18 protein-coding genes are annotated in these 25,081 nt (G+C 67.6%); 6 read left to right on the top strand and 12 right to left on the bottom strand.

Going from position 1 to position 25,081, the window contains the following annotated elements; all coding sequences use genetic code 11:
* Positions 1-40: 40 nt before the first annotated feature.
* The 6 genes from tssE to tssB all read right to left on the bottom strand — a co-directional run bounded on the left by tssE (position 41) and on the right by tssB (position 5,855).
* Entirely contained in the window at positions 41-532 is a 492-nt protein-coding gene (gene tssE, locus WG208_RS05500; protein WP_337170333.1) for a type VI secretion system baseplate subunit TssE, read from the bottom strand.
* A 35-nt stretch (positions 533-567) separates the two neighbouring features.
* Positions 568-2,454, bottom strand: a complete 1,887-nt coding sequence (gene tssA, locus WG208_RS05505) for a type VI secretion system protein TssA (protein WP_337170334.1) — start codon at positions 2,452-2,454, stop codon at positions 568-570.
* Between the two features lie 140 nt (positions 2,455-2,594).
* A complete protein-coding gene (locus WG208_RS05510) occupies positions 2,595-3,296 on the bottom strand; it encodes a type VI secretion system accessory protein TagJ (protein WP_337170335.1) in 702 nt (233 codons plus the stop codon).
* 15 nt (positions 3,297-3,311) lie between these two features.
* Positions 3,312-3,803, bottom strand: a complete 492-nt coding sequence (locus WG208_RS05515; protein ID WP_337170336.1) for a type VI secretion system tube protein Hcp — start codon at positions 3,801-3,803, stop codon at positions 3,312-3,314.
* Between the two features lie 64 nt (positions 3,804-3,867).
* The gene (gene tssC / locus WG208_RS05520; RefSeq protein WP_337170337.1) at positions 3,868-5,346 is read right to left on the bottom strand and encodes a type VI secretion system contractile sheath large subunit; all 1,479 of its coding nucleotides are present in this window, start codon (positions 5,344-5,346) and stop codon (positions 3,868-3,870) included.
* A 2-nt stretch (positions 5,347-5,348) separates the two neighbouring features.
* A complete protein-coding gene (gene tssB, locus WG208_RS05525; protein WP_337170338.1) occupies positions 5,349-5,855 on the bottom strand; it encodes a type VI secretion system contractile sheath small subunit in 507 nt (168 codons plus the stop codon).
* A 192-nt stretch (positions 5,856-6,047) separates the two neighbouring features.
* Here tssB and tssK (WG208_RS05530) point away from each other — a divergent pair, with 192 nt between their 5' ends.
* Positions 6,048-7,394 carry a type VI secretion system baseplate subunit TssK gene (gene tssK, locus WG208_RS05530; RefSeq protein ID WP_337170339.1) on the top strand — a complete coding sequence of 449 codons (1,347 nt, stop codon included), beginning with the start codon at positions 6,048-6,050 and terminating at the stop codon, positions 7,392-7,394.
* Between the two features lie 202 nt (positions 7,395-7,596).
* Here the strand turns inward: tssK (WG208_RS05530) and WG208_RS05535 are convergent, their stop codons facing one another.
* On the bottom strand, positions 7,597-9,384 hold the full coding sequence (locus WG208_RS05535; RefSeq protein WP_337170340.1) for a hypothetical protein: 1,788 nt from the start codon (positions 9,382-9,384) through the stop codon (positions 7,597-7,599).
* A gap of 168 nt (positions 9,385-9,552) precedes the next feature.
* Here WG208_RS05535 and tssK (WG208_RS05540) point away from each other — a divergent pair, with 168 nt between their 5' ends.
* From tssK (WG208_RS05540) to WG208_RS05555, 4 genes are all read left to right on the top strand, one after another.
* The gene (tssK, locus tag WG208_RS05540) at positions 9,553-10,929 is read left to right on the top strand and encodes a type VI secretion system baseplate subunit TssK (RefSeq protein ID WP_337170341.1); all 1,377 of its coding nucleotides are present in this window, start codon (positions 9,553-9,555) and stop codon (positions 10,927-10,929) included.
* A 55-nt stretch (positions 10,930-10,984) separates the two neighbouring features.
* Positions 10,985-11,713, top strand: a complete 729-nt coding sequence (locus WG208_RS05545; protein ID WP_337170342.1) for a DotU family type IV/VI secretion system protein — start codon at positions 10,985-10,987, stop codon at positions 11,711-11,713.
* A 43-nt stretch (positions 11,714-11,756) separates the two neighbouring features.
* Entirely contained in the window at positions 11,757-15,281 is a 3,525-nt protein-coding gene (locus WG208_RS05550) for an ImcF-related family protein (RefSeq protein WP_337170343.1), read from the top strand.
* 158 nt (positions 15,282-15,439) lie between these two features.
* Positions 15,440-16,573, top strand: a complete 1,134-nt coding sequence (locus tag WG208_RS05555; RefSeq protein WP_337170344.1) for a hypothetical protein — start codon at positions 15,440-15,442, stop codon at positions 16,571-16,573.
* Positions 16,574-16,718: 145 nt separating this feature from the next.
* Here WG208_RS05555 and WG208_RS05560 read toward each other — a convergent pair whose 3' ends face one another.
* Both WG208_RS05560 and WG208_RS05565 read right to left on the bottom strand, forming a co-directional pair.
* Positions 16,719-16,883, bottom strand: coding sequence for a hypothetical protein (locus WG208_RS05560; protein WP_337170345.1), 165 nt, complete (start codon positions 16,881-16,883; stop codon positions 16,719-16,721).
* 42 nt (positions 16,884-16,925) lie between these two features.
* Positions 16,926-18,824 (bottom strand): serine/threonine-protein kinase, encoded by a 1,899-nt coding sequence (locus WG208_RS05565; RefSeq protein WP_337170346.1) that lies wholly within the window; start codon positions 18,822-18,824, stop codon positions 16,926-16,928.
* A 180-nt stretch (positions 18,825-19,004) separates the two neighbouring features.
* On the opposite strand from WG208_RS05565, the gene WG208_RS05570 reads away from it, so the two are divergent.
* On the top strand, positions 19,005-19,784 hold the full coding sequence (locus tag WG208_RS05570) for a CsgG/HfaB family protein (RefSeq protein WP_337170347.1): 780 nt from the start codon (positions 19,005-19,007) through the stop codon (positions 19,782-19,784).
* Positions 19,785-19,939: 155 nt separating this feature from the next.
* Here WG208_RS05570 and WG208_RS05575 read toward each other — a convergent pair whose 3' ends face one another.
* The 3 genes from WG208_RS05575 to WG208_RS05585 form a co-directional block, all read right to left on the bottom strand.
* A complete protein-coding gene (locus WG208_RS05575) occupies positions 19,940-22,672 on the bottom strand; it encodes an Ig-like domain-containing protein (protein ID WP_337170348.1) in 2,733 nt (910 codons plus the stop codon).
* Positions 22,673-22,678: 6 nt separating this feature from the next.
* Positions 22,679-23,932, bottom strand: a complete 1,254-nt coding sequence (locus tag WG208_RS05580) for a hypothetical protein (protein WP_337170349.1) — start codon at positions 23,930-23,932, stop codon at positions 22,679-22,681.
* A 62-nt stretch (positions 23,933-23,994) separates the two neighbouring features.
* Positions 23,995-24,975, bottom strand: a complete 981-nt coding sequence (locus tag WG208_RS05585) for a CsgG/HfaB family protein (protein ID WP_337170350.1) — start codon at positions 24,973-24,975, stop codon at positions 23,995-23,997.
* Between the last annotated feature and the right edge of the window lie 106 nt (positions 24,976-25,081).

The following is a 25,081-nucleotide window of genomic DNA, read 5'->3' on the forward strand; positions in this document are numbered from 1 at the left end:
CAGCCTGTCCATCACGGTGTATTCATGGCGACGCCGGGACCTACGGCTTGTCCTGGATGTCGATGACCCCGGTGGGGACGTCGAGCACCGTGTCGAACACGATCTGTTCCGGTGTGGGATCCATGCGCAGCGTGCCTTCCACCACGAAGCGGACCTGCGGGGTCTTCACCTGATCGCTCTCGGTGAGGCGGACGTTCACGTTGGTGAGGCGGGGTTCGAAGCGCAGAATGGTGTCGCGGACGTCGTCGGTGAGGCGCTGCCGTCCCTCGGCGGTGCCGGGCGCCGTGCCGGTGGTGTCGGGGAGACCGTATTCGTGCACCGAATCGAGCACGGCGGCGAACATGGGGTCCACCGCGACGATGGTGCGACGCGTGTTGAGCAATTGCTCCACGTCCCGCTGTACCGACATGCGGAAGCGGCGCGCGGATTCCTCGCGGGTCAGGGGGACGTCGGCGGCATCGCGCGGCGACTCGTCGGTGAGACGGTCGAGGAGCGATGGCAGGACGTTGCGATCGAGTTCGGTGCGGGCCATGGCGCTGGAGTGGCGATGCGGGCGACCGATGCCCGTCAGGGCGCCGGCAGCGTCATGGCCTGCAACGGATCGAGACGGCAGATCCGCAGATAGAGCTGGTACCGCTCGCTGTCATCACCGCCAGTGTGACCGAGTACGCGATAGAGCAGTGCGATCGGCTGTGCCACCAGCGGTCCCGATTCCCACTGATCGAGCGTGCGTTCGTCGATGGTCTCGACGAGTTTCTGCAGGATCGGCTGGGCGACGGCGTGCAGACCGGCTTCCACCATGATGTAGGCGATCTGCGTCTGGCGCACGAAACGTCCCCGGGGCGACGGATCGCGCGCCAGTTCGGCCGTGAGCAGCTCGATGGCCCGATTGGGGCGCCCCAACGCGAGTTCGTTGCGGGCGAGATCGAACGGATCGCGGGCCCGTGGGGCGCGGGCGCGGCGCGCGGGACGCGCGAACCCACCCTGCTGGGAGGTGCTCTGATCGTCCTCGATGGCGTCGGACAGGGTGTCGGTGCCGTCGGACAGCGGCGTGTCTTCGCCCTCCTGGCCTTCGGCGACGATGGTATCCTCGGCATCGGCCGGTGCCTCGTCGGCGAGGGCATCACCCTCGAGCCAGGCGCGGGTCTCGTCGTTGGCAGTCGGCGTATCGTCCATGAGCGTCATCCGGGGGAGCGTCGGCGCGGCCGCGAGCAGGGCGCGCAGTTCGCTGCGAATGGCCGCAGCCACTCCATCATAGCTGCCGCCAAGATTGGCGCAGGCCGTCAGTACGTAACGCTGCAGGTCGAGCCATCCGCGACCGGAGGGCGTGGCCATGAGCGCTTCCGACTGCTCGAGGAGATCGGGCCATTTGCCGTCGAGCAGCAGCGTCTTGAGACGCGAGCGGATGGTGGTGACCGGTGCTTCGAGCAGTTTGGGGTCGATATCGGGTGCCGACGCGCGCAGTTCGCCCCAGCGGAAGCCGCGCACCATGGCGTAGGGCGCGGGATTCGTGGGGTCCTGCTGGCGGAACCAGCGGGCCACGACGGCGATACGCTGCGAGGCATCCTGCCGGTTGACCGGCTCGGGCGTCTGCGGCCCATCGGCATCGGCGGCGAGGGCGGCACCCTCTCCTTCCTCGGCCATGACATCGACCGGATCCGGATCGGCTTCGAGCTTGCGGGCCAGGGTGCTGGCCGTGAAGCGCCGCAACTCGTCGAGCCCACCGCGCATGCTCGTGAACGCGGGGGCATCGCGTCCGAAACGCTCGTCGGCGGTTTTCTCCAGTGCGGCCAGTGCGGCCAGTGCGGCATCGATGTCGGCGAGCAGCGGCTTGAAGAACACCTTCGTGGTGTTCTCGAGCGCCGCGTCCACGTCCTCCGGCATCATCTTGCCGAAGGTCAGGGCCTCCTCACGGGCGGCGCGCAGCCCCTTCTGATCGTCGTACGAGGCTTCGGCGATCGCGCTTTCGAGCGGAATGGGACGGGACTGCGTGTAGTCGAGATAGGTGACGCCGCCCGACGCGACGACCACCTGCTGGATGCCGAGCGTGAGCTTGCTGCCCACCCACTCGAGGGGACCGAGACGCAGCTCGAGATCGTCGTCCTCGATCTCGGGATAGAGCGTGTCCCAGAACTGTTCGAGCAGACCGCGGAGTGTCTCCAGACCGGTGATGAGACCGCTCACGCCATTGCGGCGGAGCAGCGCTTCGGTCATCCACGCGCCAAGCTGCAGATCCTTGGTCTGCTTGCCGAGCAGATCGGTGCCCAGCGCGATGACCCGATTCCAGTCGGCCACCTTCCGACTGCCGTCGTCGCTGCCGGGGATCGCGAGGTCTTCGCGGCGCTCTTCCTTGAACGCATCGTACGCCGGGTCGTAGCGCAGATCGCGCCCCGAAGGGTTGTCACCCGGAATGGGTGTGAGCAGCGTCGCGAGCAGTTCGGAATTGACAGGCATGCCGTGGAAAAATGGGGCGAAGACTGCGGGACGCGGCGATCGGCATCAGGCGGCGGAGCGATCTCCGCGAACGGCGTGTGCCGTCGGTGTATGCCATGAGCGTCTGCCGGGGCATACGCCAACGGCAGACGTCGGGCGACTCAGGTATCGATGAGGAGTTCCCGCACCTCGAGGAGCGGCACGAGCCGATCGTCGATGCGCAGCATCTTCTGCCCGATGGGCGCGAAGTCACCGGAGGGGAGCTCTTCCCAGTCGGCGGCGCGACCGAGCCGCAGCTCGTCATCGCTCAGTCGTCCCGCACCCGGCGTGATGGCCGGAAGGAGGACTTCGCCGAGTTCGAGATCACGCACCGAGGGGCCGGTGCGCAGTTGGGCGGGGGCCCAATGCAGATCGCGGAGCCGGGTCGGCGGCTGCATGCCGATGCTCGCGATGTGCGCGAAGGGGATCCAGAGGTAGCGGCCACCCGCGATCACCTCGAGACGGGCGCCGATGCGGGGATCGGCGTCTTCGATGGAGGTGAAGCGTTCCCCATTGTACGTCCCGGTCACCGGCGAGGGTGCCGCGTCGGTGGGGAAGTCGCCGCTGTCGAACATGTGTTCCCGCACGCGTTCGGCCGTGATGGCCGAGCGGTAGAGCATGGTGCCCGCTTCGGCCATGTGGCCGTTTTTCGCGAGCACGTCGAGTTGCTTCTCGGCGCGGCTCCAGTCGCCGGCAAAGGTGAGCAGCTCGAAGAGGAAGGTCCGCCGCTGGGCGTCGGCCGGATGGTTCCGGAGTTCGACGCCCAGCGTGTCGATTGCCGCGCCGAGCTGGCCGGCCGCGTAGAGGGCTTGTGCGTTGGCCATGGGCGCGGCGCCTGCTCAGGCCTTGACCTTGGTGATATCCCAGGCGGCCTGACCGGCCACGGCGAGCTTGCCGTCCTTGCCCTGGTTCTTGTACTCGATCTCGACCTTCGCGAAGCACAGCGACACCGATTCGGTCGGCGTGTCGTCACCGCCGCTCGAACCCGACCACTGGATGCTCTCCACCATCACGTCGGTGAACTTGTACGTGAGGTAGACACCCTGGCCGCCTTCACCGGTGGCCTTGCGCAGGCTGACGAGGGCCGAGGTGAAATGATCACCCTTGCAGCAGGCCGCGAAGAGACGGGCGGACGACTTCTCGGTCTTCTTCATGATGTTGAAGCTCGAGATGCTGACCTTGCCGGCCGACAGGCCCGACGAGCCGGAGCCGATCGTCGTGGGGTTCGACGCGCCCCAGCTGAACGAATAGATCTCGATCTGCTTCTCGAAGCCATCGGCGGTGGCTTCGCCTTCAACGCCTTCAATCTTGATATAGGTATCGAACGCCATCTGTGCTTCTCCCTGGGTATTGAACGGTGATGGACGGAACTACGGCACTGCGGTGAGTGAGCAGTTACTTGGCGGGCTGCGGGAGGTCCGCCACCAGCCGCATGGACACGGCGAGTTCGTCGAGCTGGTAGTGCGGCTTCATGAAGGCCACCGCACGATAGGCACCCGGCTTGCCCGGGATTTCGACGACGTCGACGCGTGCTTCCGACAACGGCTTGCGGGCCTTGATGGATGCGGTGGCGTCTTCGACGGCGACGTAGTTCTGGATCCAGCGGTTGAGGAAGGCGTCGATCTCGTTGCGCGAGGTGTAGCCACCGATCTTGTCGCGCATCATCACCTTGAGGTAATGCGCGAACCGCGACGTGGCGAAGATGTACGGCAACTGCGCCGAGAGGCGCGCGGCGGCCGTGGCCTTCGGATCGTCGTACGTCTTGGGCTTCTGCGCCGACTGCACCGAGAAGAAGGCCGCGTTGGCGGTGCCCTTCTGGTGCACGAGCGGGGCGAAGCCGAGATCGGCCAGTTCCTTCTCGCGGCGATCGGTGATCTGCACTTCCGTCGGGCACTTCATGGCGATCTCGCCCGATTCGGTGCGGAAGTTGTGCACGGGCAGGCCTTCGACGAGGCCGCCGCTCTCCACGCCGCGGATGGAGGCACACCAGCCGTAGAACGCGAACGCCTTGTTGATGTTCGCGGCCATCGCGTAGGCCGCGTTGCCCCAGCAATAGTGGTCGTGGTTGGTGCCGTCGACGCGTTCCTCGTAATTGAACTCTTCCACCGGCACCGTCGCGGCCCCGTACGGCTCACGCACCAGGATGCGCGGCGCGGTGAGCGCCACATAGCGCGAGTCCTCGCTGGAGCGGAAGCTCTTCCAGCGGGCGTACTCCGTGCTGTCGAAGACCTTGGCGAGATCGCGCGGCGTATCGAGGTCGGCCCAGCTCTCGAGGTTGAACATGTCGTTCGACGCGGCGCTGATGAACGGCGCGTGCGCGGCGGCGGCCACGTTGGACACCTTCTCGAGCAGTTCGATGTCCTGGCCGCTCTTGTCGAAGTAGTAGTCGCCGACGATCGCGCCGAAGGGCGTACCGCCGAAGACGCCGTACTCCTCTTCGTACACCTTCTTGAACAGCGCGCTCTGATCGAACTCGGGCGCTCGCTGCAGGTCGCGCAGCAGATCCTTCTTGGAGACGTTGAGCACCTTCACCTTCAGCATGGTGCCCGTCTCGGAATTCTTGATCAGATACTGCAGCCCGCGCCACGACGCCTCGAGGCGCTGGAAGTCGGGGTGATGCAGGATCTCGTTGAGCTGCAACGACAGGAGATGATCGATCTGCGCGATGCGCGCATTGATCATCGTTTCGGTGTCGCGATTGATGGTGATGGATCCCTCGAGCACTTCGCTGACGAAGCGCTTGACGAGATCCTTCCCCTTGCTCTTGGACTCGGCGTCCTTGCCGAGGCGGCCCTGTTCGACGATCTGGTCGAGGAGCGTGAGCTCCGCGTCGGTCGTGACGGATTGCGCGGCGGCTTGTGTGGGATCGGCCATGGTCAGCTCTCCAGACCGAGTTCGGACTTCAGCTTGGCCATCTTGTCCGAATCGCCAAGGGTGTTCTGCAGCACTTCATCGAGCTTCTCGTTCGTCTGCAGATTCGCGCGGAGGTTGGAAAGCTCGGTGCGCAGTTCGAGCAGCTCACGCAGCGGCTTGACCTGCTTCGCCACGTTCTCGGGGTTGAAGTCGTCCATGCTGCGGAAGTTCAGCTCCACGCCGAGCTTGGGCGCGTTCTCGTCGTCGGAGAGCTTGTTTTCCACGGCGATCTGCAGACGCGGCTTCATGCTCGCGAGCGTGTCGTCGAAGTTATCCGGCGTGATTTCGACGAACTTGCGGTCTTTCAGACGCGGGAGCGGTTCGGCGGGATTCCCGCTGAAATCCCCGAGGACGCCCATGAGGAACGGGAGCTCCTTCATTTCAATGGCGCCACCCGTTTCGACCTCGTACGAGATCTGAATCCGAGGGGGACGAACGCGCTCCAGTTTCTTCTGGGTACTGTCGGCCATGCGAGTGCTCCGGCGCGATGAGCCAGCCAATGGTGGAACTACGGGAGGGAAAAAGGGGCTGCCTAGTGTTCTCCGCGTGTGTCACAAAGTCAAGCGGATCAGACAAAGCCGTGACGCTGCCGGTATAGGGAGTTCCCTGAAACCAGGCTGCATTGCCCTGACGACTGTGCCGCTCCGTGGATACGTTAGGGCATGCGTCACTTGCCACCGGTTCTCTGGACGAAGGGCGTCCTGCTCACGCCCCAGCACCTGCAGGCGCAGGATCGCCACCATGAAGAGTCGCTCGCCTTTCAGGTGAGCGCCTTGACGTTCTGCCCCTGGGGTGTCTCGCAGATCGCCTTCGATCAGGCCGCGCTGACTGGTGGTACGCTGGTGGTGAACAGTGTCAGCGGTCGTTTCCCCGACGGACTGCTCTTCGATGCGCCGCTCACCGGTCCGACCCCGCCACCCAAGGAGATCACCTCGGCGTTCGCGCCCGATCAGCGCGCGGTGCTGGTGTATCTCGCGGTGCCGGAATACCGACCCGGCGCCCGCAACGTGGCCCGTGTAGGGGATGCCGTGCTCACACGGTGGCACGCCGACGAACAACTGGCTCGCGACGAGACCACCGGCCTGACGGAGCGCCCGATCCAGGTGGCGCCTCCGACGCTGCGGCTGCTGCTCGAAGGCGAGAGCCTCGAGGGATACACGGCCATGCCCATCGCGCGGCTGCTGCAGGGCGCCGCCGGTGACGTCAGCTTCGACCACACCTTCGTGCCGCCACTGCTCGATCTGGCGGCCAGCGACATGATGACGGCGATGATGCGTCGTCTGGTGGAGCGGTTGTCGGCCCGCAGCGCCTCACTGGCGGGGAGTCGTCGTCAGCGCAACACCGATCTGGCCGACTTCTCGGTGGCCGATGTCGGCAGCTTCTGGTTGCTGTATACCGTCAATACGCATCTGCCGGCGCTCCGCCATCTCCATGAGGTGCGCCGGGGACACCCGTCGGTGTTGTGGGAAGCGATGCTGGCCCTGGTGGGCGCGCTGTCCGCCTTTGCCACCACGGCGGATGCCCGCACGCTGCCCAGTTACGATCACCTGCGTCTGGGTGAGTGCTTCGCGGAACTGGAGCGGCGGCTGTTCGAACTGCTGGACGGGGCCGTGGTGGATGCGGCGGTGTCGTTGCCGCTCAAGCCGGTGCGTCCGACGTTGCACGCCGTGGCTGTGGAGCAGGCGGCGTGGCTGGATGCGCCGCAGTGGTTCCTGGCGGTGAGTGCGCCGCTCCGGCAGCAGGAGCTGATCGTGAAGGTGATGCAGGGGTGCAAGGTCGGATCGGCCGACGTGGTCGACACCCTCATTCGCCAGGCGCTGCCCGGGATCGAACTGGCCCATGTGTCGGCGCCGCCGCCGGCGGTGCCGGTGAAGCTCGACTTCCAGTATTTCGCGATCCGCAAGGCCGGTGGGGCGTGGGACGCGATCGCCCGCGCCCGGAATCTTGCCGTGTACGTCCCGGCGGAGCTGGTGGACGCGCGCTTCGAACTGGTGATCGTGCTGCGGTGAGCCCCTGACGGGGCGTCGTGGGTTGGGGGTTCAGGGTTTGGAGGTGAACCACCGGGTGACGCGTGATGCATAACAGATCACGCGACCCGGGACCCGGGTCCCGCAACCCGGCCGTTCTACTCCAAACTCACAACGCTGAACCCACGACCGGCGCCAGCGTGTTCCGGGCCGTGGGCTTACGGTTTGATGGTGAACCACCGGGTCATGGGATACCGGGTGCGGGAGCCGGGACGGCGGGCGCGGTGGTGGCCGGCGCTGCGGGCACCGGGGCGGGAGTCGCGGCCGGCCGCATGACGATGACCACCACCAGAATGGACGCGATCAGGACGACGGCGCTGATCACGATGACCAGGCCGATCGGCACCGCGGGTTTTTTGACCACCGCCGGTGCCGGAGCGGGTGCGGGAGCAGCCGGTGCGGCGACGACCGGTGCCGGCGCCTTGCTGATCATCCGGGTGAAGTCGCTGGGGCCCGAGGCCGCCGGTCCGCCGGCGGGCTGCGCCCCGCCGAGTGGGGACAACGGGGTATTGCTGCCGGCCGCAAAAATCGGCGGCGGCAGAATGCCCGGACTGCCTCCCAGCGGATTGCCCGCGGAAGCCAGGGGAGAGGGCGCCGAGCCGATCGGTGCGGCTGCGGGAGTGGACGGGAACACCGGTGCGCTGATCGGGGCCGGGGGCACGAAAGGCGAAGCCGGCGCCCCCGCGCCAGCGGGCGGGCTGCCGATCGGAGATGGTACGCCTCCGAACAATGGAGCATGCGCCGGCATCGGTGGGGGAGCCGCAGGTGTGGCTGTGGCGGCCACCGGAGGCCAGGCCGGTGGCGCGGCTGGTGGTGCCACCGGAGAGGCCGGGGTGCTCTGGGGGAGTGGCGCGGCCGTGGCCGGCGCCGAGAACATCCGGGTGAATTCACCGGGCCCCGTGGACGCCGATGGAGGAGATGCAGGAGCAGGTGGTGGAAAAATACTCTGTTGCTGGCTCGATGATGGCGCGAAATTCTGAGCTGCCGGAGGTTGACTCGGGACACTCGGCGCCCCGAACATCTGCGTGAAGGCGCCCGGCGCGGGGGCTGAGGCCGCAACGGGCGGCGTGACCGGCGCTGCCGGCGTGGGCGCAGGTGCGGGCGGGGCCGCCGAAGGCATCGACAGCGGCGTGATCGGCGCGATGATCGGGGGCGCGGCGGGTGCGGGAACAGGGGCCGGCGGCGCTGCGGGAGCTGCCGGCGGGGCCGCTGCTGCGGACGGAATACTGGGCGCCCCGAACATCTGGGTGAACGCACCCGGTGCTTTGGCAGCCTCCGCGGCCGGGGCGGGCGGAGGCGGCAGCGGCGGAGCAGGCTGGGCAACCGGCGGCGCGGCGGGTGGCGCGACTGGCGGAGCTGCAGGCGGCGCGGCGGGTGCACTGGCCGGCATGCTGGGCGCGCCGAACATCTGCGTGAACGCGCCGGGCGCCTTGGCCGGCTCAGGTGTCGCCGGTGTGGGGAATACCGGCGGCGGAGCCAGCGGCGGCGGAGCCAGCGGCGCCTCAGGCACTGGCGAAACCGGCACGTCGATCATCGACACACCGGCCACCGGCGCCGCGGGTACCGCCGTGTCCGTCACCGCCGTCTCGCCCACCGTCGGCATCGCCACCGGCTGCGTCACCTGTCCGGTCACCGCAGGCGCCGTGGCATCGGCTCCTCCCGTCCCGCCCCCGCCCCCGCCCCCGCGCTGCGCGAGCCAGGTGGGGAACGATCCCAGCCCCGTCAGAAACTCCGTGACGATCGCGAAACCCGAGGGCAGCGTGGCCGTCTCCAGCACGCGGTTCTTGTCACCGCCGGTGAGTCGGCCCAACTGGTTGCGAAGACGCTCCACGTCCTCGGGACCCGCGGCATCGGCCAGGTGCACCATGACGACACGACCGGTCGCCAGCTCCTGCGCATTGTGGGTCCGGATACCGTCATCCACGGCCACACACTTGAGCAAGCGGTAGCGGGAGTTGAAATCGTCGCTCATGTCGCGAGGTGCCTGAGTGATGCGTGCGGTGGCCGCCACTCGTCGAGATGACGACGCGACATCCGGAACGCCGATGTATTCTTCAATTGTTCACGTCCCGCCGTTCAACCGCAATCGCGCCCGCATGCGATTCCTCCACCGTTTCGTCCGCTCCCCGGAGTTGCCCCCGTGCATCTGACGTCGCCGCCGTCGCGCCGTGTGGTCTGGGAAGACGGGATGCATCTGACACCGCAACACTTCCAGGCGCAGCGCCGCTATCACGAAGAGCAGACGGCACGCACGCTGGGCCTCATGATGCCGTTTGCCTTCGGTCTCTCGGCCATCACGGTGGACGAAGACGGATTGCGCAACGGCACGTTTTCTCTGGTGCAGGCCCGGGGCGTGCTGCCCGACGGCACGGTGTTCCATCTGCCCGACGCCGATGACGCGCCCGAACCGGTGGCCGTGGCCGAACGGTTCTCCCCCACGCGTGATGCCCATGTGGTGTATCTCGCCCTTGCGCCGTGGCGTCCGGACGCTGCCAATGTACAGACTTCCCCGCTCGATGGCGCGCTGCGGTTCCGTCCGCGCGAGGAAGTGGTCAGCGACGAGTCCACCGGCGCCGATCCGCTGACCATCCGGTTTGCCGCGCGCAATCTGCGGGTGCTCTTCGACGAGGAAGTCACGGACGATCTGGTGGCGCTGCCCGTGGCACGCATCCGTCGCGACGGCCGTGGACAGTTCCTGCTCGACGGGGATTTCATCCCGCCCTGCGTGCAGATCGCCGCGAGCGAGCGGCTGCTCACGCTCGCGCGAGAGATCGTCGCGTTGCTGGAAGCCAAGGGCAGCGCCCTCGTCGCCACCCTGTCGCAGGCCCCGTCGGGTGCCGCCGGTGGCAGTGCGGCCTACATGGGCAATGAACTCGCCACCCGCTGGCTGCTGCACGCGGTGCGATCGGCCGATGCCCCGCTGCGTCATCTGCTGCTCACGCGGCGTGCGCACCCGGAACGGCTGTATGCGGAGCTGGCCCGTCTGGCTGGTGCACTCTGCACCTTTTCGATGACCAGTCACCCGAAGGACGTTCCGCTGTACGATCATCGCGCGCCGACGGATACCTTCAACGGTCTCGAGCGTCTGTTGCGGGCACATCTCGATGTCGTGATCTCCGCGCGTGCGCTGATCATCCCATTGCAGCAGAGCAACGACCTGCTGCACGTGGCCACGATCACCGACCCCCGGTGCTTCGAACCGGGGGCGCGGTGGTTTCTCGGCGCGCGCGCGGAACTGGGACAGGCGGAACTCATCGACCGCATGCAGCGGTTGACGAAAACCTGCGCCAGCGATTTTGTCGCCAGGCTGGTACAGAGCGCATTCAATGGTCTCGCCACGGAGCACATCCCGTCACCCCCATCGGGATTGGCGCCGAAGCCGGATCTGACGTATTTCGAACTCACGGTGGCCGGCCCGTGCGCGCTGCGGTTGCAGCAGACGCGGGAGATCGGCGTGTACGTGCCCGACGCACTGCCGGGCACCTATATCGAGTTGGCGGTGCTGTTGCCGCAGTAGTCCGGCAGGTAGTCCATTCCTTTCAGGTCCTTCCAGGCTTTTCCAGGGACGTGTTGTGACCTCTCCAACGACCGCAGCACCCGGGCGGCTGGCCAGCGCGTTGCAGGAAGCGCTGACGGCGGTGGTGCGCCTGCGTGCCGATCGGCAGCCCGTGCCGGATGCCGCCGCCTTCCGCGCCCAGATGGTGCAACTGCTCGCGCGCGCCGAACAGGAGGCGCTGCAGATGGGCTACAGCACACAGGACGCCCGTCTGGCGATCTTCGCGATCGTGGCCTTCCTGGACGAATCGGTGCTCAACACGCGCATCCCGGCGCTCGCCGAATGGGCGCGCCGTCCCCTGCAGGACGAACTGTTCGGTGGCCACATGGGCGGCGAGTGGTTCTTCCAGCACATCGATCAACTGCTGGTGCGTCCGGACAGCGTCGAACTGGCCGAGTTGCTGGAGGTGTATCAGCTCTGCCTGTTGCTGGGATTCCGCGGCAAGTTCGGTACGGTCGACAATGGTCAGCTTCACGCGATCACCACGAAGGTGGCCGAGCGATTGAGTCGTCTGCGCCGGGTGGCGGGCGATCTCGCGCCGCACTGGCAACCACCGGCCGACAAGGTGGACGCCCGTGATCCGTGGCTGCGACCGCTGGCGATGGGTGCGATCGGTGCGGTGATCGTGCTGTTCGTGTTGTGGGGCACCTATGCGTTCACGCTGCGCGGCGGCACCGATGCGGTGCGTGCGCTGGCACCGGCTCCTTCGAGCACGACGGCCGCGACGTCTCCGGTCGCCCGCTGAGTTCTGCTGCGTTCCGCTCTCACCGTCATCCTCCGCGCGTCCCATGGCGTCTCGCAAGCCCATCACCCGGTGGATCATCGCCGCCGCGGTCCTGCTGTTCTTCCTCGTGGTGCTGGTCGTGCTCGAACGCACGATGGCGCTGGATACCGTCTCGCGGTGGGTGCTGCGTATCGGACTCGTCCTGCTGGGTCTCGTGGCGGCGGGGGCGATCGTCTGGTTCCTGAGGCCGCAGGATCAGGAGCCCGTCCTCGATCCGGGTGACGACGTGCTGCTCGCCATCGGCGCGGCGCGCGGTCGATTGCCGCGCGGCAGTTTCGCGTCGCGGGCCATGGTGCTGCTGCTCGGTCCCGAAGGCAGCGCCAAGACCTCGCTGGTGGCGCGCTCGGGTGGCGATCCCCAATTGCTGGCCGGTGACGCCCCCGCGGGCGCCAACGATGTGCCGGTGTCGACGAAGACGGCCAATGTGTGGGCGATGCAGAACGCCGTGGTCACCGAACTGGCGAGTCGTCTGCTCACCGATGCGCCGCGGTTCGGCAAGGTGGTGCGGGCCCTGCGCGCCCCGCGTGTGGCGGCCGCCGTGGGACAGGGAGACGCCGCGCCGCGGGCGGCCGTGGTGTGTGTGCCCTGCGATCTGTTCTATGCCGGCGGCAATGGCGAACAGTTGCAGCAGCTCGCGCAGTCCATGCGTCAGCGGCTGGCCGAAGCGGCACGCGAACTCGGACTCGCGCTGCCAGTGTACGTGATGTTCACCAAGATGGACCGCATCCCGCATTTCGAGCCGTGGGTGAGCGTGTTCACGAAGGACGAACTGCGCGCGCCGCTCGGTGCGACGCTGGCGTTCGATCCGGGCGTGAACACGGGCAACTACGCCGAACGATTGACGCCGCGTCTCGATGCGGCTTTTGCGGAGATCGCGCAGCAGGTTGGGTCGCGCCGGGTCGATCTGCTGGGGCGCGAGACCCAGCTCGATCGGCGGTATGCGTCGTACGAATTGCCGCGCGAGCTGCGCAAACTGCAGGCGTCGGTGTCGCAGTTCCTGGTGGAGCTGTGCCGTCCCACGCAGCTCGGATCGAGTCCGCAGCTGCGGGGCTTCTACTTCACGGGCGCGCGGCCGGTGGTGGTGACGGATGTGGGGGCGGCGACCGCCGTGGCGACGCCGCAGGCGCCCACGGGAGCGACGGGCATCTTCCGTCGACCGGAGATGGCCTCGGCACCCGCCGCCGCGGCGCCGGTGACACGCAAGGTGCCCGAGTGGGTGTTCCTCGACCGGTTCCTGCGCGAGGTGGTCATCGCCGATACGGGTGCGGCGTCGGTGGCGCGTGGTGGCGTGAGTGTGCAGCGCACGCGGCGCATTCTGCTGGGTACCGCAATCGCCGCGTCGTTGCTGCTGCTGCTGGGCGTGACGATATCGTGGCTGGGCAATCGGGCGTTGCAGGGGCGGGTGTCGGATGCGGCGCGTGCGGTGGCGGCGTTGCCGGTGGTGCAGGCGCAGCCGGGAACGATCGCGTTTCCGAGTGCGGAAGCCCTCACCCGTCTCGATGCATTGCGTGCGCAGCTCGATACGCTGCAGCAATACGAGCGGAATGGTCCGCCGTTCCGCCTGCGGTTCGGACTGTGGCGCGGGCCGGCATTGCTCGATGCGGCGCGGCCGGTGTGGTTCGACGGGTTCAACAAACAGCTCTTCAATGATTCGTGGGTCGCGTTGCGCGATTCGCTGAAAGCCCTGCCCGACATTCCCACCGCCTCCAACGACTACGCGACATCGTACGGCTGGCTCAAGGGGTATCTGATCACCACCACCACGCCTGACAGCAGCACGGCCGAATTCCTCGCGCCGGTGTTGCTCACGAGCTGGCAGCGTGGCATGGACACCGATGCCGATGTCACGGCGCTCGCGCGTCGGCAGTTCGAGTACTACGCCGGCGTGTTGCCGAAGACGAATCCGTATCCGCGGACCGCTGATGCGTCGGTGGTGCGTCATGCGCGCGACTTCCTGTCGCGATTCACCGGCGCCGAGCAGATCTATCTCAACATGATCGGCGCGGCCAACAAGCAGGCGCCGCCGGTGGCGATTCCGCAGGCGCCCGGCATTCTCACGGCGACGAAGGAAGTGGCCGGCGCCTTCAGCAGCAAGGGCGCGTCGTTCATGAGCGATGCGTTCCGCAACGCCGATCGGTACTTCCAGGGTGAGACGTGGGTGGTGGGGGATGTCACCGCGTCGAAGGCCGTGAATCGCGATTCGGTGGTGACAGCGCTGCGGGCGCGGTACGCCGACGACTATGTGCGCACGTGGCGTCAGGTGGTGCAGAGTGCGACGGTGGTGCGGCCGTCGAACGTGGCCGATGCCGCGAGCAAGCTCGATATCCTGGGGGGCGTGAAATCACCGCTGCTGGACGTGCTGCGCACGGTGGCCATGAATACCGCGACGGATTCGGCCATGCGCCAGGCGTTCCAGCCGGTGCATGCGGTGACGCCGCCGGAGATCACGGACAAGTTCGTATCGGAAAAGAACCAGCCGTATATGGATGGCTTGCTGGGTCTGCAGGGCGCATTGTTGCAGGTGTCGAACATGCCGCCGGCGGTGGACACGCCCAGCACGCAGGCGTTGGTGCAGGCGGCGCAACTGGCGGCCGGTGATGTCACGAAGGCGCGTGTATCGGCCAAGCGCGTGTCGCAGGGCTTCGATGTCAGCGGGGCGGGTGGCGCACTGGCGTCTCCGGTGGAGCAGTTGCTGCTGGCGCCGATCACGGGCGCGGAAGCGGTGCTCAAGACAGCGGCGCTGCAGCGTCCGCCGACGCGTCGTGTCGTGGCGGCGGCACCGGCGGCGCCCGCCGCTGCTGGCGGTGGTGGTGGTGGCGGCAATGCGGCCGAAGTGGCCGCGCTCAATGAGCGCGGACGGGCGCTCTGCACGCAGATGGAGAAGCTCACGTCGCGGTTCCCGTTCAACCCCGATGCACGCGACGATGCGAACGTGGGCGATGTGAAGGCCATTCTCGCACCGGGCAGCGGCGAGCTGTGGGTGTTCCAGCAGGAACGGCTCGCGCCCTATCTCGAGAAGGCGGGCAACACCTGGGCGGCGAAACCGGGTGGCAAGGTGGAGCTGTCGAAGAGCTTCGTGGATTTCTTCAATCGGGCGGCCGAAGTGTCGGCGGCACTCTTTGCGGAGGATCCGGCGACGCCCATGGTGCGCTGGCTGGCGAGTGGCGTGATCACCGATCAGACGCCGCTGCTCGTGCTCAAGAACAACGGCAAGGAAGCCCGCTTCGACAAGAAGTCGTTCAAGAACGAAGTCGTGTGGCCCGCCACCAACGGTCGTGACGCCGAGTTGCAGGCGCAGTTCAAGAAGAACAAGCCGGTGACGGTGCGAAAGGCGAGTGGCGACTGGGCGATCTTCCGTCTCGTGATCGGCGCCGACGCCTTCGAAGGGCAGAGCGTGACGTGGAACGCCACGGGCAAGGATGCGGAACCCGTGCGGGTGCAGTTCGAAGCGATGCGCCGGGAAGCGTCGTCGGTGCTCACGCGCGGCTGGCTGGGACGCATGAGCTGCGTGGCGCAGGTGACGAAATAGGGGAGGGGTTTGGAGTCACGTGTTCACGGTTTGGAGGTGAACAGCGGGGTTACGGGTCGTGAGACCTGTATCCCGTGGCCCACGACCCGGCTGTTCACCTCCAAACAGCAAACCCGCAACTCATGCCCCGCTGCACACCGCGCGTACCGTTGTTGGTGATGATATTGACGGCCAGCGCCTGCGCCGCCGAGCCACCGCTCGAGAGCATCGACGGCACCATTGCGTCCGACTCTGCAGCCGCACCGCTCGTGGAGTTCGCGCGACTCCCGCAGGGCCCCGGCCCGCTGCGCATCGCGGCGCGGCCGTCGTTCCGACTCGGCGGTCTGTACGACAACGACAGCCTCGAGTTCGATCCCCGGGCGCACCTGCCCGTGGTCGCCCTGGTCGACGGCACGATTGTCGTGGGCGATCATCAGCGGCTTAAGTTCTACGCCCCCGACGGCACGCTATTGCGCATCGCCGGTCGCTACGGCTACGGGCCCGGCGAATTCGACAGTATCCGCGATCTCTGCCCGCAGGCCGACACCACGCTCGCCGTGATCGACGGCGACGGGCGGTGGTCGGTCTGGAACCGGCAGGGGCAGCTGCTCCACGCCCACGAACGCGAAGGCGTCATTCCCAACCGCGCCTGCTCAGCCAGCGGTGACCTGTTGGTGCTGGATGGTCTGCACACGGTGGTGGACACCGACGGGCGTCGGCGCGCGCCGTATACCTTCCATCGGCTCGATGGCACGCCCCGGCTCACGATCGGTCCGCTCAGCGTCTCCGAATACTTCGTCAACGTGCTTTTCATCCCGGCGTTCACGTTCCACGGCCAAAGCCTGCTGATCGGCGATTCCCGCACTTTCGCCTTGCAGGAAGTGTCCATCGAGGATGGCCGAACGCTGCGCCGGTGGCACGTGCACGGCGGCATGCGCCCGATGTCCCAGGCCGTGTACGACAGCATCGTGGAGTCCGGCTTTCCCCGCGACGCCTCCGCGGACCAACGAAAGAAGACCCTGGCGCGCGCCGCCGAACTGGGTAACCCCGGCGTGTTCCCGGCCTTCTTCGAGGTGCGTTACGATCCGGCTGGCCGGATCTGGATCAATCCGGCGTTTGAGCGCTGGCGTTGGTACGTGATCGATCGACAGGGGATGCGGCTGTCCCTGGTGACGCTGCCCATGCCGCCCACTGAGCTCGCCAAACTGGAGGGTTTCACGGATCGCCACGTCGCGATCCACCAGTTCGATGCAGACGGCGCGCCGATCCTCAGCTTCCATTCGATCGAGGAACGCGCGCCGGCGCAACACTGAACGAGCGGCGTGGAGCAAACTCGGGACCCGGCACTCACATCCCACAACCCGGCCGTTTCACTCCAAACCCCCAACCCATCACCCGCTACCTGCTTCGTCCACACATACAACGGACACCCACGATTGCCCAGGAGATCGGACGGGATCAGCGCCTTTTCGGATACACCTCGAGCAGCGCGACATCACCCGGATCGACGAGCAGCAGATCTTCGAGCGTGACCGGCACCATGTCGATGCGGATATCCCACCCGCCCTGACACGATGTCGAACGGAGTGCCACCTCGAGACCACGGCCCCGTCTGATGGTCAATGGTTCACCCCCCAAACTCCAAACCCACTACTTGCGACTGCTTTACTGCCCGCACCCCAACTGTCCCGTGTACCGATTGATGACCTCGGCCTGCGCCATCGATCTCGCGGTGATCCGTGCCGAACGCAGCGCGGTGCACGCGGGCTTCACCTCGTCCATCAACAGATGGGCTTCGGCGATGCGGATGTAGGCCCACGTACTGTCGGTGCCGGTGGGCAGTCGGGCGATGAGCGATTGCAGCACGGGCACGGCGGCGCGGGCATCCTTTTCATCGGCCGATGAAGGGTCGAGAGCCTTGGTGATGCTGTCGAGCGTGGCGAGGGCGCGTGTCGCCATTGGTGACGGTGTGTGCGTCGCACCAGGCTCCGGAGATGCGGGCGACGTCGGACGCGCACCGCCTGCACCCGCGGCCGCGTCGGGGGCGGACGTGGCCGGCGGTGTTACACTGGGCGTAGTGGGTGTTGCACTGCCGGATGCCGCTGGATCGGAGCTCGTCACATTGCGCGCGGCATCGACGGCCGTGGTGGCCGCCGTCGTGGCCGCTCCCTGCGCCCCTTCGATCAGCTTGCCCGCGGTATTCGTGGCGGAATTCACCAGCCGGTCGATATCCGACACCCGCGGCGCCCGCTGCTTGGTATACCACCACCACCCCGCAGCAACCACCAGCACCAGCGACAGACTGGGCAACGGAATGCGCGGCATGCGGAAACCGCTGCGCTTCGGCGTCTGCACATCCACCCGCGGCGCCGGTTGCGGAGTTGCGCGGGACACCGATGGACTGGCCACCGGTGTGCGTGATGGTGGGGGCGTGGTGCTCTTCGGCTTGGCGCCCGACTTGCCGAGCTCCCGGCGGATTTCTTCCTTGTCCACCGTGGTGATGACCCGCGCGGCGCCCGGCGTGTCCACCTGGGTCGAAGCCGGAGCGGCCGGGGGCGCGGCGCCGGCGGTTGCGGCAGGTGCTGCTGCGACGGCTGATGCCGGCCGTGCGGGTGCCTGCAACGCCGCTTCGAAGGCCTTGGCGAAAGCACCGGCCGAGGCCGTGCGTTTGGCCGGATCGCGATCGAGCGCCTGATTGAACACCTGCTGCAACCCGGCGGGCCACTGCATGTCGGGGCGCACCACACTCAACGTGCGCGGTTCGGCCACCAGACGTGCCGTCATGCCGCGATCCGGTGTGTTGCCGTCGAACGGCAGATCGAGCGTCAGACACTGATACGCCACCAGCGCGAGCGCATACACATCGCTGCGGTGATCGACCTGACTGCCCAGGAGCTGTTCGGGACTCATGAATTCCGGCGTGCCCACCACGAAGCCCGTGCGTGTCAGCCCCGATTCCTTCTCGTTGCTGCCCACGGCCTTGGCGATACCGAAGTCCACCACTTTGCACTTGTCGACACCCTCGTCGTCCTGCTGGACGAGAATGTTGTCGGGCTTGAGATCGCGATGCACGATCCCCATGCGATGCGCGGCATCGAGGCCGTCGGCCACCTGCCGCACGATGACGGCGGTGCGCTGCGCACTGAGTGGTCCGTCCTTCGTGAGCACACTCTTGAGCGTGGAGCCGTTCACGTACTCCATCGCCAGATACACCAGCCCTTCCGACGTCTCGCCGAAATCGAACACGCGCGCCACACGTTCGTGTTCGATGCTGCTGGCGTTCGCGGCTTCGCGATTGAAGCGCGCCACCGAGGCGGGGTCTTTGAGCAGCTCGGGGCGCAACACTTTGATGGCGGCCTGCAATGGCAGACGCACATGCCGCGCGAGGTAGACCTTGCCCATGCCACCTTCACCGAGCAGATCGGTGACAAGATACCGATCGGCGACGACGGAACCGATCAGATCGCCATCGGCATCGGCAGCCCGCAACGTCGACCCATCTGCCGGGCAGAAGATGTTCGTATCGGCGTAATTGGTGCCGCAGACGGGACAGACTTTGGGCATCGGCTCGAAGCGAAGAACCCGCGGGCCATGGCAGCCCCAGCGGGACGGAAGAACGGCGGAAACGGGTTGTGCCACAGGTCTCGCCAGGGGCGTGACACCGGCAGACCGGTGGTGGCACTGAACGAATGCAGGGTTCGGCGGTATGTTCTCCCCGAAACTTATCCTTGGGAGAATACCCGCATGTCTGCCGCTTCGCTCGTTCGCCGCACCCGCCGGGCCCTGGCCGTGACGCTCACGGGGGCTGGAACCCTGGCGGCCGCCTTCGCCGGTCCCCTCGCCCTGGCTGCCGTTGCCGCTCCCGGAACCGCCGGCGCCCAGGGCGCGTCCGGCAAGCCCACCGTGGCCGTCATGTACTTCACGAACGGGGCGATCGGCAACAACGCCGAATACGCGCCGCTGAGCAAGGGACTGGCGGAGATGCTCATCACGGAGCTCTCGGGCAACGAGAACATCCGGGTCGTGGAGCGCGATCGCCTGCAGGCGCTACTCGAGGAGCAGAACCTCGGCGCCAGCGGCCGGGTGGAGAAGGAGACGGCGGCGAAGATCGGCAAGACGCTCGGCGCGCTGCACATGCTCATGGGCAGCTTCGTGATCGATCCGAAGAACACCATGCGCATGGATGTGCGGGCCATCAACACCGAGACGTCGGAACTGGAGTACGCGACCTCGGTCACCGGCAAGGCGGACCGGATGCTCGAGTTGCTCGGGCAGTTGGGCACCAAGCTGAATGCCGGCCTCAAACTGCCCTCGGTGCAGCGCGGCTTCGAGGAAGGCAAGGCCGTGGGCGCGAAGGGTCCGAACCAGCTCAAGTCGATGATGCTGCTCAGTCGCGCGCTCGAGCAGCAGGACCGGAAGAACAACACGCAGGCGGTGGCGCTGTACAAGGAATCGATCCAGGCCAACCCCGACAATCAGCGCGCGAAGACGTTGCTGGCGTCGTTGGAGAGCGGCACCAAGTAACGGCACCAAGCAACGGCGCCGGTCACGGACGCTCGCCGGCGCGCCGCACACGCGCGGTAGGACACTCATGAAAGCCCCCGCATGAAAAAGGGGCGCGATCCACTCGGATCGCGCCCCTTCGTCGTGACTACGCCAACACTATCCGACCCGGCGGATCACTTCTTCTGCCGGATCGGTGAGTAGGGGTCGAACCACGCCGAGACGGAATTGCCGCTGCTGATCCCCGAGGGATAGGAGCAGGAACTGCTGACGTTGTAGCACAACTGGCCCGAGGTGCTGGTGAAGTAACCATACCCGTCGCTCACGTAGATATCGAACGACTGGTTGATCGGAATCAACCAGGTGCAGTGGGTGGGATCGTTGCCACCGCTGGAGCGTTCGCAGGTGCGGGTCCACGAACTGCCGGAGGCGGTCAACGAGCCCATGCCCAGGCCGTTGAGTGTGACCGAGACCTGCACCGTGGGCACCGCCACGAACCAGGCGGTGACCTCGATGTTGCCCTCGATGCTGGTCAGGACACAGGTGGGCGAGGTGCCGGCCGAGGCACAGGCGCCGCCCCATCCGCCGAACGTCGACGCACCGTCCGGTGTGGCGTGGAGCGTCAGGGTGCCCTGCAGATCCTCGACCGACGCTGTCGCCTTGCAATCCTGCGGTGCGGGCGACGAGGCGCCCACCAGCGAGCAGTCGATCTCCATCCCCGACGCGGACACCATACCGGCCCCGGTGGCGTTACTGGGCGCGGTCACGTTGAGGGTGACGGTCGGCGTACCGAAGGTGGCGGTCACCACCGCCGGACTGTTGGCGGTGAAGGTGCACGACTGCGAGCTCGAGAGACAGGCGCCGCTGAACGCGCCGAAGGTCTGCTCCGTTCCCGGCAGGGCCGTGAGCGTGACCATGCGGTTCAGGTCGACGAACGTCTGGCACTCCTTCTCGCTCTCCCCTTCCTGCAACGTGCAGGTGTAGTTGTCGTTCACGCGGACACTGCCGAAGCCCGGGCCCTGGAGCGAGAGCGTCAGCGCGACCTGGCGGCGGGTGAACACCGCGCCCACCGTCTTGGCCTGGTCCATCGTCAGCGTACAGGCCCCGTTGCCGGAGCAGGCGCCCGTCCAGCCGGTGAACGTGCTGTACGAATCGGGGATGGCGGTGAGGGTGATGCTCGACCCGTTGGCCAGCGTGTTGGAGCAGGTGCCCGAGGTCTGACCGTTGCTGCGGGCGCAGGAAATGGCCGTCCCGCCGAACACCTGGCCGTCACCCGTGCCGCTCGGCACGACCGTCAGCACCGCCGGCGGATCGAACTGCACCGAGATCGCCTTGCCCGGGCTGGTCACCTGCACCGTGCAGGTGGCACCCGACGTGGTCGTGCAGCCGCTCCAGCCGCGGAAGCTGTTGCGGTTGGCGGCCGTGGCCGTGAGGGTGATCGTCGAGCCTTCGGTGAAGAGGGCCGAGCAGGCACCCAGACCGGCCGCGCCGTTCAGCGTGCAGGCAATGCCGATCGGCGAGGACGAGACCGTGCCGGACCCCTGACCGATGCCCGCGATCGAGATCGGCACCGGGGCGTCGAAACGCGCCGTGACCGAACGTGCGGCGTTCATCGTGAGCTGACAGACGGGCGCGTTGACGCCGGCGCAATCGCCTGTCCAGCCGCCGAAGGTGCTCTGGCCGCTCGGAATCGCCTGGAGCGTCACCACCGTGCCTTCGTAGAAGACATTGGAGCAGGTGCCGCTGACGCCGCCCTGCGCGGCGTAGCAGGTGATGCCGCCCAGATCGGAATTGACGGTACCAAAGCCCGTGCCCGCCGCGCTGATGTTGAGCGTGCGGAGGGCGCGGAACACCACGCCGACGTTGCGCGCCTGGTTCATGCTCACCGTACAGGCGGCGCCCTGCGTACCGGAGCAGTCACCCGACCAGCCGATGAGCTCGGAACCGGAGGCCGGCGTGGCCGTGAGGACGACGTCCACGTCACCGGGGAAGGTGTACGCGCAGGTGCCCGCCGCGCCCGTGCCGTTGATGACGCAGCTGATACCTGCCGGCGACGACGTCAGCGTGCCCGTGCCGCTCTGTCCGGCCGAGACCACCGTGAGTGCGGCCGGCGGCGGCACGACCCGCACGTCGACGAAGTTCATACGGCCGCCCACGTCGGCGGTGATCCGGGTGGAGCCCACCGCCACACCCGTCACGACACCCGCGGCGCTGACCGAGGCCACGTTGGGATTGCTGCTCGTCCACGTCGCGGCGCGACCGGTGACCGGACGCTGCTGGCGGTCGAGAACCAACGTGCTGAGCGTCATCGGACGCGCGAGTTCCAGCCGCAGCGGCTGGCCGGTCCCGACGACGTTCTCCGCGGGGGCGCTGATCCGCACCTCGGCCACGTCGTTGAGCTGGATCGTGCTGGGCACCGTGGTCGTCACGCCGGGGCGCAGCGACAGCGGTCCGACATACTGACGGTCGACGGGCAGCCCATCGATGAGCAACTGGATCTCGATGAGCACGACGCACTCGTCGGCGCCGATGGAGGTCCCGGGCAGCGCGCCGCGCTGTCCGTTGGCGAGACAGCTGGCCAGATCCACACCGACCGGCACGGCCTGGGCCGTGCCCGTGAGCCGGATCGACTGCGTGGACAACGGACTGTAGCCGCCGTTCTGCAGGAGGTAGCTGGTGGCGATCCGCACTTCCTCGTTGGAGCCGGCGGTCGTCTGGAACGACGCAGAGAGGACGAGCTGGGCGGACTGCCCCGAAGGACCGACGCCGTTGTCGGCGCAGGCGCCGAGCAGCGAGGTGGCCGCGAGGGCCGACACGGCGAGCGAGCGGGTCGCGCGGCGCATGCGGTCCCCGGCATGGCGAAGGGCGCGAAGCGGCGCGCTCGAAAACATGGTAGGCATGATCGACATGGGCGATTAGAAGCGAGTCACGATGACGAGACCCGCCGAGGCGCCGTAAAAGGCCGTGCGGGGAGCGGTGCCGACGATGCGGGGGCGCAGTTGGCCGCCCTGACCGCGCAGGTAGGGCTGGAACGTGAGAGCACCGGCCCGCTTGACGAGGCCGATGGTGCCGCCGCCGCTGATCACGCCCGACGTGGCCAGACCCTGATTGATCGCGAGACCGGTGTGCACCCGCCCGTCACCCGTGAAGAGGATGTCGGTGGTGGCGGAGATCGGGATGCTGGTGCGCAGACCGCCGTCGAAGTAGTTGCCGCTGGTGCCCGCGACTTCCACGCCATCGCGTTCGTAGCGGGTGCGGAACCGGTTCACGCCCCAGAGGACGAACTCCCGGAGGCGCGGCACCGCGAACTGGATCTGCGCGTCGGTGGTGAAGATGGGGCCGAGGCGGATCGTGGAGACGGCGGGAGCCGATGCGGGCAGCGCCGGATTGCGCAGCTCGTCATCGTCGTAGAGATCGACCGCGCCGGTGACACTGAAGCGATGGCCGCCGATCAGCCGGTCGAGGCCCACCGATCCGCGAATGACGTTGCCGGGCTGGAAGTCGGTGGACGGGGCGCCGGCGGCGATGGCCGCGATGGGCTGGTACTTGCCGCGCATCTCGTACGATCCGCCGATCGCGACGGCCCAGCCGAGCACCTGCTTGGCGAGCACGAGGCCGGCCGTTCCACTCGGGCCGGCACCCACGGGCGCCGCGCCGAGACCCAGCGCCGGTGCCGCCGTGGCCCGCAGCACCGTGAGGGCGCTGGCTTCCAGTTCGGTCTGGCCGGTGGGCGCGTTCACCCCGCCGGTGAGGACCAGTGCATCATTGAACAACCGTCCCGTGGCGCGGATGCGCACGTCGGTGGGGCCGTACAACGTGGAGGTCTGCTCCGTGTCTCCGGCGCCCAGCTTGGGCGCGTAGGTCAGGCGCTGATACGTGAACGCGGACTGCACGTCCACCGTCCAGGCCGTTCCGAGAGGCAGGGCGAGCGAAACGGGCACCGAGAACTGTTCGATCTGCTTGAGCCGAGTCGAGTCCCGTCCCATGGTGCCGGGCTGCTGGAAGCCCACGCCGCCAAAACGGATGGCATCGACGGTGCCGCCGACCGCCAGCACGCCGGTGCCGATGAGCCGGTCCTGCGCGGTGGCGATGGACGGAAGCGAAAGGGTCAGCGCGGCGGCCAGCCCGGGCATCACCAGGGGGGAGACGGTGCGTCGCCGTGACCGCATCCGGGGCCGCGTCTCCGGGCACGTCTGTGAACGGGTCCCGGTGGCGAGAGAAGGCATGGAGGTCATGGACGGGTGATCGTGATGATGACGGTCGCCTGCGATGCCGGGAAAGTCGGATCGAGCGCGGAGCTGACGGTGCGCGAGACGTTGGTGATGAGGTCGAGCGGGCGGTTCAGACGGTCGATGGTGCTGGAAATGGCCCCGTCGAGCGGCCGGATGCCCGGAATGGCGACCGGCGTGCCCGTGCCCATGGCGCCATAGGAGCGGACATGCTGCTGCATGGCGCGAGCCTCACGGAAGCTCGGATCGAGACGCGCGGCGCGGCTGAATTCCGCGGCGGCGCCCCGGTAGTCGCCCTGGTAGTAGCGCTGGACGCCGCGCCCGTAGGCCAGCAGCGCGCCGATGTTCTTCGTGGGCTGGGCTTCGATGGCTGCGCGCTCGGCCGGCGTGAGCGTGACCCCCAGCGATTCGAACAGCCGGAACACCAGCGCCTTTTCGGCGGCCAGGATCTCGGCCAGGGGGGCCCGGGCGTCGACCGCGTTGGACACCGTCGCCCGTTCCACGTCGCCGATACGGGCGCCGAGGCGGAGCGTGCGGCCGTCCGTGAGCGATTCCACGGAGCCGAATACCAGGCGCTGGGCGCTCACGAGATGCCCGACCCGCGGCGCGGTGGCCGAATCCACGCGGCCGGTGGCCGCCAGATCGAGCTCCCGGAGCACTTCACCCAGGCGCGCCCGCTCGACGATCCGCACCTGTCCGCTGCGGGACAGGTCGGTGGAGACGAGCTCGGCGAGTGCGAAGGCGAGCGGCGTGAGGGTGGTGTCGTTCCCGTTTGCCGCGAACGGAGGCACGCCAACCGTGCCCTGGGCCGCGAGGCCGCGGCTCTGTTCACTGGCCATGGCCCGCGAATCGCCAGCGGCGGGACGGGGAGCGGGGGTGGGGCCGGAGCCGCAGGCGGCGAGCAGCCACACGGACAGCGAGGCAACGGGTATGCACGCCGAGCGCAGGGCGCCGGGGTGCATGCGCAGGGGGCGCATGAACATTGAGGACACGGTGAGGGACGGAGCCGGCCCGTGACTGGCGCGCATCCGTGGGATGCGTCACTGTCGAGGCATGTATCGGCGTGGAACGGCTACTTGCGTAAGTGGC

The organism is Gemmatimonas aurantiaca, from assembly GCF_037190085.1.
Taxonomy (GTDB): domain Bacteria; phylum Gemmatimonadota; class Gemmatimonadetes; order Gemmatimonadales; family Gemmatimonadaceae; genus Gemmatimonas; species Gemmatimonas aurantiaca_A.